The sequence below is a fragment of the Vibrio mangrovi genome (assembly GCF_024346955.1).
GTDB classification, from domain to species: domain Bacteria; phylum Pseudomonadota; class Gammaproteobacteria; order Enterobacterales; family Vibrionaceae; genus Vibrio; species Vibrio mangrovi.
Map to the genome: position 1 here is coordinate 684,350 of NZ_AP024883.1, position 13,370 is coordinate 697,719.

Here is a 13,370-nt window from a genome sequence, read left to right on the forward strand (position 1 = left end):
GATAATACTTACTGCTTTAGTTGGTTCTTAATCTTTACCGTTTGAACTTTGCTGTTTCGATCCGTTACGCCCTTGTATTTGATACTGAACGGTTTTTATCCGAATCTCATAACCTATTTTCAGATTGGTAAACTGTATATTGCCATCTAATGGCTGGGGTTGATCATAATTGATAATAATAATTTTATTGCCTTGATTATCTGTGATTATACGTTGCTTGTCATGATCAATCATATGCCAGTGGATCGGCTGTAACGATTTTTCCCAGGCTTCCTGCGGCCAGAGCGTTAACATCAGGTTCAATAATATCTGCTTTGGATCAGGCAACTGTCCCTGAAGACCGGGCAGTGTCTGGGTCTGAATCTCAACTTTTCCGGCGTCGTCGACCTGATATTTCAGTGAAGTCAGACGGGTTCCCCAGGATGAAAAACCTGCAACAGCAATCTGGCCGGGACTGACCTGCAACCGGACCGGCAACTGATTACTCTGCTTTTCTCCTTGTTTTGTGGTCCAGTTTGCCTGAATTAACTGACTGGCTGTTAACTGGCTTCCGAGGCTTTCTGGCAAAGGCAGCCGGACCGTTATTCCGGGGCTGATTTCAACCTGACCTGCGGCGTCCCGGCTCAGAGAACTACATCCGTTCAGCGAAAACAGGATGAAGAAAATCAGTATAGACGGGATGAGAGATATCGTTTTCATTAATGCTCCGGATTTGAGGATGTCGCCAGTGGTGAAAGTAACCAGACAACGAAAATACCGCATAGCAGTGTCAGACCGAAACCATGAATTGCCTGTGTCTGACTGAGTGCCAGCAGACCAAAGGAGAGCAGGGTCGTGACGGCTGACAGGGTAATGGCCAGTAGTGTTCCGGGGGCGTGTTTCTGTTCGGCAAAAAATAGCGTGTAATCAATACCGATGCCCAGAATTAATATTAAGGCGAGTAGATGAAACAGGTTCAGAGGCTCACCGACAATCACCGAGACTGAGAGTCCGGCAAGGCAGGCAATGAAAGTCGGTAAAATAATCAGGGTGGTGCGTCTGAATCCGTAGCGTGTTATCAGCAGGGCTGTAATCAGCACAATGGCAACGGCAAGCAGCTCCATAACTTTGAGCCGGTACTGGTTAAAGAGGTCAGAAATATCCTGTACTTTATTCAGATAGCGAATCTGTGGTGTCTGCCGGGCGAAGCTACGGATAACTTCAGGCGAAGTGACCTCTTTTAAGAGGACTACAGCAGCACTTTGCTGCTCGATCTTTCCCAGATAGAGAAGGCGAACCGGAGTTGATACTTCCAGCCGGAGAAAATCTGCGAGTGATATGGCCTGAAATTGTTTTTGAGGCAATGACGGCGGTACAGAAAGTTTAAGCTTTTGTGCCAGTTCCGGACCGAAGTTCCGGTAAAGCTGGCGGATGAGACGGAAATCTTCCTGTTGACGTTGAATCGAATGAATCGCCTGAGTCAGACTCTGGTAGCCTTGAATCTGATGATCTTTTTTCCACTGTGCTAACTGTTCGTCGAGTGTTTCCAGACGTTGCATCAGCGCTTCATCGTTTTCTGCACTGACTATCAGCGATTGCTGTGATGCCTGCATTCCCGTGAGGCTGGCGATCCGGGTTTCCTGTTGTTTCAGCTCCGGTGGGAGAGTCTGCAACTGACGAATGTCATCATCGTAACGCAGATGAGGCAGGAGTATCAGACTGCCGGTCAGGATCAGAGCGGGCATGCCCCAGCGGAATCCGTTTTTTTGCCACAATGAGAGCCAGCCGGATAATAGTGCCTGTCCTGGCAATGCTACGTTTCGTGCCGGAGATTTGGTCAGACCCGGATACCAGAGGACAACGGTCAGATAAGCTGCGGTAAGCCCCGTGGTTGAAAACAGAGCCAGTTGTTTCAGGCCGGGGAACGGTGTCATCAGAAGACCGATATAGCTGATCAGGCTGGTGATTAGTCCGAGTGTGATAGCAACCCGTATATGCTGAATTCCTTGCTTACTGTTCCACTGTGCTCCCATCTCTAGCCTGTGAGTCAGATAATGAAAAGCATAGTCGATCGAAATACCAAGCAGGCTGGTTCCGACTACCAGACTGAACAGATGGATTTTGCCAAAAGTTATAATGACCACAGTCAGAGCGACCAGAATACCGGTAAAAACGGAGAGTAATGCCAGTAACAGTGGCGTCATACTGCGAAATACGGCCAGCAGCAGGACAACAATACCGATGAGAGAAAACATCCCAATTGTACTTATCTCAGATTTTGCACTTCGGGTGCCGGATTCAGCATAAAAGAGGACACCGGTATGGTCGGTATTCACCTGATATGTCTGTTTTATCTGCTGCTCCCAATGATTGATTTGAGCGACGGTTTGCTGGGCTGAGAAGCTATAGGGAGATTGTGCCAGTCGTGCTGTGATCAGAAGATACTGTGTTTCCCCATCCTGAGCTATGAGATAGTTATTTTTGAGTGAAAAACGGGAGTTGAGTGACTGATTCTGGGTCAGAAACTCCCGAAACAGCAGGAATGGATCCTGACTGAGTTCCTGGCCGGTCACTCCGGAGAATGGGTTATACAGGGTTTGAATGACTTGCTGAATCTGTTGCTCCGGATGTTGGGACAGGCGTTCATGCTGCACCGGAGAAAGCTGCTGAAAACGATGACGGAAATAGTACTGTGTCCATTGCTGACGTTGTTGGTCGGAGATTTTCCCTGTGACCTGCGTAAAATCATGGCTTGCCGAAAGAGCTGATTCAAACTGTCGGGCAGCCTGATAGAGGCGGTTCTCATCATGCTGGCTGAGGATAAAAATCAGACGATCACTCATGCGTTCAGAGATTTGACGGAATGCTTTTTCGACCCACGGATCTTGCTGGTTGCCTGGTAAAAGTTTGAGAATGTTGGTTTCAAATGGCTGAGCTGTTGTGAAGAAAATCCGCTGAATAAGAAATGTTGAACACAACAAGACACAGACCAGCCAGAGTATGGCAGGCCAGTTGGTTCTTGATTTCGCGTTGAACCGTTTAGAAATTGAACTGAGCTTTTTCTGCATCGGTCAATGTCTCTGGTTGTGTGCTTTGCTGAGTGAACATCATTTCGGTGACATCGCCACGAACTTCGTGCAGTGAGAGTGTGTCGATATATTGTTGCCCGGACAAAATGATGCTGTCGAATACCTGATCCAATGGTGCTGATTTCGGCGTCAGTGTTAATGTCCAGCGGGCTCCGGGGATCAGAGTCAGTGTAAACTGCCGGGTAAGCTGATCGGTATCGCCATGGAAAACAGCCAGAAAGATATGGCTGAAATAAAAAGCCATGGGATTATCTTGTGCCGTGATGAGCTGAGGAGGCTGATCGGCAAAAGTTTGTTGTAACTTATTTTGGGTCAGGACCAGATGAACCGGGAATGGTTCATCCTGTTGCCATATCAGCCCGTCTGAGTGACTCAGGGTAAATTGTCCTGAAGAGAGTAAGGGCTGCTCAAACAGTGCCATGATACGTTTCTGGTCAAAATGCCCGCGGATCAGCGGGTGTTGTGCTAACTGATGTTGCAGATCCTGAAGTGTGTTTACCGCAGCCAGACTGAGGGGTGAGACAAACAGCAGGCAGAAAAACAGGAAACGTATCATGAGTGAATAACTCCATGTTTGTGCCACTGCTCGACTTTCTCGGTAAAGACTTTTGGTGAAGCTAAACACATTTCCTGGGTTGCCATGGATACGGCAACCTGAGTGGTGTGTGCTTTACACATGCGTTTCCCGGTGACTGTATCGAAGATGGTGTAATCTATCCGCAGACGGTTTTCCCATTCTGTCATTCTGGCATGAATCCGGATGGCGTGATTGAATGGCAGTGCTTTGACATATTTCACTTTTGCTTCGATAACCGGCCATTGATAGCCGGAAGCTGTCATTGCCAGATAACCATACTCGATTTCATCCAGAAGAACCCGGCGGGCTTCTTCAAAATAACGGAAATAATTGCCGTGATAGATGACTCCCATTGGATCTGCATCCTGAAATGAGGTCGTGACTTCGACATCAACTTCCAGATGGTGAATAGATGGATTCATAGCTCTCTCCGGTATAGTTTCCAGTGTCTTTGCTGGATGCGGTCAACAAAATGGCGCAGGTCATGTTCTAAAGGACGATCTTCGGTGACAAATTCAAACTCCCGGCAGACTTCATCCAGCATTTCTTGCAGATTCCGGCTGAGATCCTGAGATGACAACTCCTGATGACGTTGTCGGATATTGATGGCTTGCACTGCGGCCAGTAGCGATGCGGAAGCAACCTGTTCAGTTAACTGCAGAACACGCATACAATCTCGGGCAGCGATGGTTCCCATACTTACTTTGTCCTGATTATGGCACTCTGTAGAGCGGGAGAACACACTGGCCGGCATCGTTAGCTTCAGTGCTTCTGCCGTCCAGGCAGAAATACCGATCTGAACCGCTTTAAAGCCGTGATTCACAGCTTGGCGTGATCCTTCAGCGCCGGTCAGATTATAAGGAAGACCATTGTTGAACTTGTAATCCATCAGTTGTGCCATTTGCCTGTCGAGGAGATCGGCCAGATTGGCAACGGATGTTTTTAAGGTATCCATTGCCATGGCGATATGTCCGCCATAGAAATGCCCGCCGTGCAGGACACGCTCCTGCTCTCCGTCGATGATCGGGTTATCATTGGCACTGTTGAGCTCGTTCTCGATTAACTGGCGTAACCAGGGAAGGGCATCCTGAACCATCGCGATCACATGAGGCGCACAACGCAGTGAATAGCGGTCCTGTAACCGGTCACTGTTTCTGGGCGGGTTATCAGCAGCCAGATCTTCCCGCAGCCAGGCTGCAATCTGTTGTTGGCCCGGATGAGGTTTTACGTTGAATAATGATTCGTCGAAATGAAAGTCGTTCCCTTGCATGGCAACCGAAACCATGGCTGTAATTCTGGTACAGAGGCGGGCCAGATACTCGGCCCGTTGATAGGCAAGGCAGGCCAGTGCTGTCATCACGGCAGTGCCGTTCATCAACGCCAGACCTTCTTTCGGTTTCAGACGAACTGGCGGTAAATTCAGTGCCTCAAGGACTTCAGCCGTTGGCCGGATTTCTCCCTGATGAATCACTTCCCGTTCACCGATCAGTGTTGCAGCCAGATAGGAAAGCGGGGTCAGATCGCCACTGGCTCCGACGGAACCTTCTTCGGGGATTCTGGGCGTAATATCGTGATTAATAAATGTGACGAGTTGGTTCAGCAAGTCCAGAGAGACGCCGGAATATCCCTGAGATAGTGAGCAGAGTCTGGTAGCCAGGACTGCTCTTGCCTGTTCTCTGGAGAGAATCTGTCCCAAACCACAGCCATGAAAGCGGGTCAGATGGAGTGGCAGTGTTTCGACCAGCTCCGGTGGAATCGCCACAGTACAGGAATCACCGTAACCGGTTGTGACACCGTAGATAGCGCCATCTTCTGCCAGCAGACGTTCGAGAAAAGCAACGCTGCGATTAATTTTTCCGGTAAATTCAGATGAAGTATTTAAGGCAGCATCAGCCCCCTGAGCGATGGCTACAATATCTTCAATTGTCAGGCGCCGGGCACCGAAAGTAATGGTTTCATTCATGGATCGATTCATTCTGCTCAGTTGTTAAGGTCCAGAAATTAAAAAAGTTATACCACTGGAGTGGGTTTCTTATCGCATGGTATTCCAAGCGTTCCGCATATTGTTGAACGGCCTGAGTTAACGCGGCTTTTCTTTGTTTACGGGGTAAGGTCAGTGCGTCGCTGAAATGTTCAAAGTAAACATCGAAATGCAGGTTGTTCTGTCGTTCATCTCTGAAGCCGAACAGGGTATAGATCGGGACATTCAGGAGTGAGGCCAGAATAAACGGGCCCTGGGGGAAAGGTGCTGGTTTTCCCAGAAAATCAGCCCAGATGACCCGATCTTCTTTACTGGTTGACGTTCGGTCTCCGACAATAACAACCCATTCTCCCTGATCCAGTTTTTGTTTCAGCAAGATAGCCAGTTCGGCTCCGACGGAAGTCACTTGTATCAGGTTCAGATCGGAAGTCGGATTAACAGCTTTCATCACGCTGTTAAATCGTTCGGCATGTTGTGTGAATACCAGTGCATTGATTGTCAGATGGGTATAATGCTGACTGAGAGCCCGGCACAGTTCGATGTTTCCCAGATGAGATCCCAGAACCAGAACGCCATGGCGGGCATCAATTATTTGTTGAAAATTCTGTTGACCATGAATTGTCAGATGTTCGGAAGAGTAATCGCCATGCCAGGCTGCCAGTTTATCGAGCATGGTATAGCCGAAAGAAAGCAGGTGTCGGTAGCTGGACAATTTTTCCGGCACGGGTAAGTGCTTCTGGTGGGCATAGTCGCGTAAATTGTGCAGATAAAGTTCTGATGCCTCTTTTGCCTGCTGGCTGGTCTGGTGGTAGTAATAAATGACGATCTTAAGAATCGCGCTGAATACTTTCCTTCCCAGTAACCGATAGATAAAGAGAAGGGTCTTAATTCCCAGCACGGTGCCGGCTTCCTGCCGTCTTGACCAGTGTGCGTTTTTCTGAACACCGGAATGGTGAAAACGACGGGCCAGCAGACGGGGAATTCTGGGTAGCATCCCCATAAATAAACGCGTGTGCATCCAACTGATTCTGAGATTATCTTTCAGTGCATTAAAATGAGAAATGCCGCCTTCCGGGTAAATGACCTGAGTTGGAATAAAATCAATCTCAACACCTTTCCAGTACATTCTGACCAGAATTTCAATGTCGAAATCCATGCGGGTGCCGATTGAATTTTGGGCGATAACTTCTGCTGTTGTACGAAGAGGATATACGCGAAAACCACACATACTGTCTTTGATAGCCAGTGATAATGTTTCTATCCATACCCAGACATGAGTGACATAGCGCCCGTATAACCGGGATTTCGGCACACTGTCATCGTACATCGGCTGACCGGAAATCAGATGTTCCGGATGCATCTGCGAAGCAGTAATTAGCTTAGGGAGAGCGTTGACATCGTGCTGACCATCGGCATCCAACTGGATTGCATGAGTAAAACCAAGTTGACTCGCATGATGTATCCCGGCCATTACTGCACCGCCTTTACCCTGATTATGAGGTAAAGTGAGCAGCTCAATATGAGGTTGTCCGGCAACTTCTTCCAGCACTATTTTGGTTGCCTCATGACTTCCGTCATCAACCAGAAGGATAGGATAGTTAAAGCCTGATAATGACGATATCACCTGTGACACGGTATCACCGTGGTTATAGCAGGGAATCAGAAAGCAGGGACGATAATTATCCTGAAAATTGTTCCTCACGTCGCTGACCTCAATTTTATTTTTCCTGAGGCGTGAACTTTCGGGGAGCTCTCATGCTCATGAGCTGAAGTATAGCGGAAGGTTAATTTTTCTTTACTTTCATCCCACTCCAGAGTCAGAATAACCTGAGTGTTTGGATATATAGGCTCTTGAAATTTAACGACTTCAATTCCCTGAAACAGCCCGGATAAGTTGAGATATTCTCTGGCATAGTGAACGGCCCAGTCAATCTGGGTGACACCCGGTAGTAGTGGGAATTGTGTGAAATGGCCGGAGAAATAGACAATATCTGCATCCAGAGACAAAGCTAAAGTTACACTATCGGACTGGATATCTGTTGTCAGGAGTGTTGGTTTGGTTTTCATCATATGTCCTGATTTCCCGGTGTTGTCTCAAAATGTTTTCTGATTTCAGAAAGTTGCTTTTTCCCCTGGCTATTTACCGGGATTTCATGAACGACTCTGAATCGTTTAGGAATGACGACCGGCTCAAGCCATTGACGTAATTCCTGACGGAGCTGAATCCAGAATCGGCCTTTTCCCTGAGATAAAAGCTGTTGTTCTCCCTGAGGACTTAGTACGAGCATTGCAGCCAGAATAAGCCGTTTTTCTTCCTGAAGAGAAATCACCGTACTTTCCTGAATCCACTTGAGATTGTCGATGCATTGTTCGACTTCGCTTAACGAGACTCGTTTTTCTTCAATCTTCACGATACGGTCTGTGCGTCCTTTGAGCTCAAACTGACGCTGAGAATGGAACTGACAGATATCAGAACTCTGATACCACAGGTCAGGTGTAACGTGTGGGGAAAGCAGACAGAGGCATCCTTCATGATTGGTATGAGCCTGAATGTCCGGGAAGAGTGTCCAGAGTTGACCGTCCTGATACTGTTGACGGTAGGCGATTCCTCCGGTTTCCGTACTGCCGAATATTTCCACCGGATAATGACCTAACAGCCGATTGATTTGAACTGCGGTAGCAAAAGAAAGCGGGCCACCGGAAGAAAACACGGCTCTGGCTGATGCTGAAGATATTCCATCCGGAAAACGTTTTAGCATCGCTGGGCTGCTAATCAGTGTTGTATCTGCCGATAGCCTGTTGATGATCTGTTCCGGATATTCCAGATTTCTGGCTGAAAAGGCTCTGCCAGAGCAGAGCGGCCACAGAATCCGGAACAGCAACCCATAGATATGCTGGTGAGAGACCGTACTTTCTATCACACTCCCGGCAATGTGTTCGCCCCATAACCGTTCCAGTGTTGCCACTTCAGTTTCAAGCTGATGGAGTGTTTTCGCGATGGCTTTGGGTGTCCCGCTTGAACCTGAAGTAAACATCGTAATAGCAGTTTCTTCCGGTTTTATTTCCGGAAGCTGGAAAGCACTATGAAATGATGTTGGCGTCGTTTGAGTCGTGATTCGCTGGTGGACAAGGTTTTCCGGAGGATGGAAAAGATCGTCACAAAGGAGCAGATCAAACTGGTCAGAAAGCGCCGAAAGTGCTTCGGGCTGATAGTTTCCCGGTAAAATGAGATGCTTACCGGCCAGACAAGCGGCACTGAAACCGACGGTGAAAAAGTAGCTATCAATACAGCATATGGCGATACGCTTAGCCGGAGTCTGTTTCAATTGCTGATAGGTATATACAACATTGTCGGTAAATGTTTGCCAGTCATACCGGAGTTCGGGGCCATCATATGAGACGATATGGTCCGCAGTACGGCAGACATTTGAGCATTGATTATCGAATAACCGACTGAGTGGACGGAAGGCAGCATTCATGATGTTATGAATTCCTGAGAATGAATTGTCGTATGACCCACTCACCCAAAAGCAGGCTTCCCATTAAAAAATAGCTCACTAAGCCATTGTATAAAGTCCATACAGAAATAGGCTGAAAGCATGTATACAGGGCAATACTCCCGTTCAGCACAAAGAAACCACACCATATTGTCGTGACTCTGCTTGTGTAACGGACTCCTGCCGGTGGCAGTTGCGGATCTTTCAGACGGGCTAATCGCTCAATGATTGTGGGTGGACGAATGATGCTGCTTAAAAATAGAATCAGCATACAAAAATTCACTGCAACCGGATAAAATTTCAGCCACCCCTGATTTCTGAATATTGCACTCAGTAATATTAATATAATACCAATCATTGCACTGCCCAAAGCGAGTATCCGGAGCTCTCTTACCTTTGTCTGGCGGCTGGTAAATATTCTGAACAGAAAAAGAAAAATCAGTAGTCCACTGATTATTTTCAGTTTCTGTTCATTTAGCCCTAAATAGATAATAAACGGATAAGCAAGCAGGCAAATTGCAGACAGAATTGCCAGCAATCGGTACATTATTTACTCTCTAATAAATGCTCGACAGCCACGACAATATCATTGACGGTTCTTACTGTTTTAAATTCATCTGGCTGAATTTTCTTTCCGGTAACTTTTTGCAAATGAACGACTAAGTCAACAGCATCAATACTGTCCAGATCCAAATCTTCATATAAATGTGCATCTGGTTTTATTTCATCTTCATTCAGTTCAAATAGCTCAACCAATGCATTTTTAATTTGAGTGAAAATCTGCTCTTTGTTTACGGTTGTCATACTCGGCACTACTTACGATTAATTTGATTGAGAACTGATATAATTTGCCAGATTGGCTACTGATGCAAAATACTGTCTTGCATTCGTATCATCTGCATCAATTAGAATATTAAATTTCTTCTTAATAGCTAGCCCTAATTCCAGAGCATCGATAGAATCAAGCCCAAGTCCATCACCAAATAAAGGTGCATCTGTATCGATGTCCGAAATGGTGAGATCTTCTAAGTTTAATGCATCGATAATAAGTTGTTTAATTTCGTTATGTAGTACTTCCACTGCGACCTACTTACCGTCATTGATGATTTGGAAAAATAACTTCAGCCAGATAGTTATTCAATCGTCTGGCTGAAAGGGTTGGATTATCCGTTTCTTGGATAAAGTTCCGGACTTCGATTTTATCTTTTACTTCGATATGGAAAACCGGTTTCTCCCGGGGCACTTTATACCACATTTTTTCTTTGGTGAGAAAACTTGGAGATACACTAATATGAATAATTCTGAGATCTGTTTGTGTACGAATGGCAACCTGAGCTGCGCCTCTGCGTAAGGTTGGGGATTTTCCCTGTGTGGTCCGTGTACCTTCCGGGAATATTAGCAGAACATTTCCCTTATTCAGGCGTGTTTCGCAGGCTTTTATCAAATCATCCGGAGTTTTATTCGGAATATATCCGGCAGCATTGACAATGTGTTTGATAAATGGATTTGACCAGATATCGGATTTAACCAAACAGTCACACTGTTTTAACTGTGATGTGATCAGCACATAGTCGATTAATGTCGGATGATTGGCAATGAGCAGACAGTGGCGATCATTGGTCAGTTTCTCGATACCGGAAAATTTGTAATCCATGGCGCCGGAAAACTTCATAATCTTACAAAAAAGAGAGAATGCCAGACGGATGAGCGCCTGTACCCGATATTCGCGCTTCTCCTGAGTTGGACAAGATATACGAATGAGGGGAATCAGGATAAAGCTGATAATCAGTCCTCCGAGACCGAAGATACCGAAACAGACGGCAGTTGCGAGTAATCGCCAGAATCGATTGATCACGAGCCACATCGCTGCCATCTCCACTGCTGATTACTGCCATTGATACACCAGCTTGATTCGTTATTAAGATAATGGCAGAGAAACGTTAATCCTTGCGGCAGATGAAGCGGTTTACCAGGTGATGAGCTCTGTTTCTGTGATGTGAGTTCCCAGTCTTTTCCTGATGAGAGGAGTAAGCCTAATGCATATCCCCGATATTCATCTTCTTCATAAATGTGATAGGGCTCAGGGAGTGGTTCGTCAAAGTCAACCACGAGGACCTGATGTTCAGGCTCTTGCTGCAGATATATCCACGCTTCCTGAATCGCGCTGTGAAACGTGTTATCCATGGCTGATATTGAAGTCAGAGGTATCGGTTGCTGGCATGCAATGGTTGATAATCCGGCTGCTGAATTATGAACTGACTGTGAAAACGCCATCGGAGATGCATCTTCCCCCCGGAGTATATCCTCAATGATCTTTGCACTTCTGGTCAGCTCGCCATGACGGCTGGAAAACACCAGATAATGGATAGAGTGATTCTGCATGAAGTGCAATGCTGTTTGTACCGCCAATTTACTTAAATGACTCATTCTTCTCCGCATCATCGGGGGAATCAGATGGGTTTGAAGCGGAGTACTTTCCGGCCATTGTAAAGATTGAGACCAGGTATACCAGTCCTGTAACTGGCTGAAACCTTCAGAGTTTGCTGCCCAGGAATTTATATTGAATGAGAGTAACGGAGAATATTTCGACATAACATATTGATTTATTATTTTTAAAAAGAAATACTAAAACAACTTTTCTTGTATTAAATAAAGGCGGTTATACATGAATTTTTATAAGTTTACTATCTCGCTTGTTTTAGCGCTAGTTATTGTTGGTTGCAGTCGTGTTCAGCCGATTATGGATATTAATGATGAACCGGTTGCATATAATCTTACACTCAAACAAGTTAAAACAGCTATCGTTAATTCAGCAATGCAACGAGGCTGGACAATTAAAGAAGATGGAAAAGGAAAATTATCGGCATCTATATTTGTTCGTTCTCATTTCGCGGAGATAGAAATTCCATATGATCAAAAACATTATTCAATTATCTATGTGAAATCGAATAATCTGAAAGCTAAAGATGGGAACATCCACAGAAACTATAACCGTTGGATCAGTTATTTAAACGATGATATTAAGAAACAATTAATGTATATCGCTTCGAAGAAATAGTCGTATTATCTATAACTAATTGGATTTCCTGTGTTAAATACAAATATTGATCCTTACAATGCTTTAGAAGCGAAAACAGAAGCTCAGAAACTTTCTTTTTCACCGGTTGTGTTCCAGACTGCCCGGTCTCTCAGAGAATTAGGTATTCTTGCTGTTTTAGATGAAGCGGGAAACGGAGGTTTATCTGCAAAAGAAATTGCCCAATCAACCGGAGTTTCTGAATACGGAATCAAAGTGTTACTTGATATGGCAGTGAGTGCACATATCGCGCTTTGGAATAAGCCGAATTACTCACTGGCAAATATGGGTTTCTTTCTGCTCCATGATGGTATGACTCAGGCAAACATGGATTTCACCGCTGATGTTTGCTACGACGCGATGAGTCATCTGACCGAAGCGATACAACAGGGCAAACCATCGGGATTGAAAGTTTTTGGTGATTGGGAAACGATCTATCAGGGGCTTCCTTCATTGCCGGAAAAAGCAAAGGAAAGCTGGTTTAAATTTGACCATTTTTATTCTGACCGCTCTTTCCCTGTTTTGCTACAGGAAGTTTTTGCCGGACAGCCGAAACATATTGTCGATATCGGTGGAAATACCGGGAAATGGGCGATCCAATGCTGTCGGCATAATCCGGATGTACAGGTGACAATCGTTGATTTACCTCAACAGCTGCAAGTTGCACAGCAGAATGCCGAAGAGAATGGTTTTGCCAACCGGATTCATCCGTTTGCTGCCAACATGCTGGATAAGAGCCAACAACTTCCTGAGCATGCTGATGTCTGGTGGATGAGCCAGTTTCTGGACTGTTTTTCTCCGATGGAAATTCTGAGTATCTTAAAGCGGGTGCGGGAAAAGTTAACTCCGGGTTCCACTGTATATATTTTAGAATTGTTCTGGGATGCCCAGAAGTATGAAGTGGCTTCTTACAGCCTGAATGCGACTTCATTGTATTTTACCTGTCTGGCAAATGGGAACAGTCGTTTCTACCGAAGCGATGATTTTCTTGAGATTGTGGCTGAAGCGGGCCTGAATGTTATTGAGAAAATCGATCATATCGGTTTAGGGCATACACTGCTGAAACTGAAGATATAAAAATATCACTAAATAAACGAAACGGCCTTCATGACAGGATAATCATGAAGGCCGTTATTTTTTGTATTCTGTCACCTGATAAAGATTTCAGGTG

General features: G+C 45.7%; 15 protein-coding genes. 2 read left to right on the forward strand and 13 right to left on the reverse strand.

Annotated features, from left to right (window positions below):
- Positions 1-27: 27 nt before the first annotated feature.
- From OCU74_RS03040 to OCU74_RS03100, 13 genes are read right to left on the reverse strand one after another with little or no spacing between them, the layout of a single operon-like run.
- Positions 28-699 carry a DUF3261 domain-containing protein gene (locus OCU74_RS03040; RefSeq protein WP_087480191.1) on the reverse strand — a complete coding sequence of 224 codons (672 nt, stop codon included), beginning with the start codon at positions 697-699 and terminating at the stop codon, positions 28-30.
- Positions 699-3,047 (reverse strand): MMPL family transporter, encoded by a 2,349-nt coding sequence (locus OCU74_RS03045; protein ID WP_087480192.1) that lies wholly within the window; start codon positions 3,045-3,047, stop codon positions 699-701. Before OCU74_RS03045 ends, OCU74_RS03040 begins: the two co-directional genes overlap by 1 nt.
- On the reverse strand, positions 3,019-3,624 hold the full coding sequence (locus OCU74_RS03050; RefSeq protein ID WP_087480193.1) for a LolA family protein: 606 nt from the start codon (positions 3,622-3,624) through the stop codon (positions 3,019-3,021). Before OCU74_RS03050 ends, OCU74_RS03045 begins: the two co-directional genes overlap by 29 nt.
- Positions 3,621-4,067, reverse strand: a complete 447-nt coding sequence (locus tag OCU74_RS03055) for an acyl-CoA thioesterase (protein ID WP_087480194.1) — start codon at positions 4,065-4,067, stop codon at positions 3,621-3,623. The genes OCU74_RS03050 and OCU74_RS03055 overlap by 4 nt, the downstream gene beginning before the upstream one ends.
- Positions 4,064-5,608, reverse strand: a complete 1,545-nt coding sequence (locus OCU74_RS03060; protein WP_390623638.1) for an HAL/PAL/TAL family ammonia-lyase — start codon at positions 5,606-5,608, stop codon at positions 4,064-4,066. The genes OCU74_RS03055 and OCU74_RS03060 overlap by 4 nt, the downstream gene beginning before the upstream one ends.
- Positions 5,601-7,328, reverse strand: a complete 1,728-nt coding sequence (locus tag OCU74_RS03065; protein WP_087480196.1) for a glycosyltransferase family 2 protein — start codon at positions 7,326-7,328, stop codon at positions 5,601-5,603. Before OCU74_RS03065 ends, OCU74_RS03060 begins: the two co-directional genes overlap by 8 nt.
- Positions 7,325-7,696, reverse strand: a complete 372-nt coding sequence (locus tag OCU74_RS03070; protein ID WP_087480197.1) for an ApeI family dehydratase — start codon at positions 7,694-7,696, stop codon at positions 7,325-7,327. The genes OCU74_RS03065 and OCU74_RS03070 overlap by 4 nt, the downstream gene beginning before the upstream one ends.
- A complete protein-coding gene (locus OCU74_RS03075) occupies positions 7,693-9,105 on the reverse strand; it encodes an AMP-binding protein (RefSeq protein ID WP_234993558.1) in 1,413 nt (470 codons plus the stop codon). Before OCU74_RS03075 ends, OCU74_RS03070 begins: the two co-directional genes overlap by 4 nt.
- A 4-nt stretch (positions 9,106-9,109) precedes the next feature.
- Entirely contained in the window at positions 9,110-9,670 is a 561-nt protein-coding gene (locus OCU74_RS03080; protein WP_087480198.1) for a COG4648 family protein, read from the reverse strand.
- Positions 9,670-9,927, reverse strand: a complete 258-nt coding sequence (locus tag OCU74_RS03085; RefSeq protein WP_087480199.1) for an acyl carrier protein — start codon at positions 9,925-9,927, stop codon at positions 9,670-9,672. The genes OCU74_RS03080 and OCU74_RS03085 overlap by 1 nt, the downstream gene beginning before the upstream one ends.
- A gap of 18 nt (positions 9,928-9,945) precedes the next feature.
- Positions 9,946-10,203: a phosphopantetheine-binding protein gene (locus OCU74_RS03090; RefSeq protein ID WP_087480200.1), complete on the reverse strand. Its 258-nt coding sequence runs from the start codon at positions 10,201-10,203 to the stop codon at positions 9,946-9,948.
- Between the two features lie 16 nt (positions 10,204-10,219).
- On the reverse strand, positions 10,220-10,987 hold the full coding sequence (locus OCU74_RS03095; RefSeq protein ID WP_234993559.1) for a lysophospholipid acyltransferase family protein: 768 nt from the start codon (positions 10,985-10,987) through the stop codon (positions 10,220-10,222).
- Positions 10,975-11,715, reverse strand: a complete 741-nt coding sequence (locus OCU74_RS03100; protein ID WP_087480202.1) for a beta-ketoacyl synthase chain length factor — start codon at positions 11,713-11,715, stop codon at positions 10,975-10,977. The genes OCU74_RS03095 and OCU74_RS03100 overlap by 13 nt, the downstream gene beginning before the upstream one ends.
- Positions 11,716-11,788: 73 nt before the next feature.
- Between OCU74_RS03100 and OCU74_RS03105 the strand changes: the two genes are divergently transcribed.
- The gene (locus OCU74_RS03105) at positions 11,789-12,181 is read left to right on the forward strand and encodes a hypothetical protein (protein WP_087480203.1); all 393 of its coding nucleotides are present in this window, start codon (positions 11,789-11,791) and stop codon (positions 12,179-12,181) included.
- Between the two features lie 30 nt (positions 12,182-12,211).
- Positions 12,212-13,276, forward strand: a complete 1,065-nt coding sequence (locus OCU74_RS03110) for a methyltransferase (protein ID WP_200807683.1) — start codon at positions 12,212-12,214, stop codon at positions 13,274-13,276.
- Positions 13,277-13,370 lie beyond the last annotated feature (94 nt).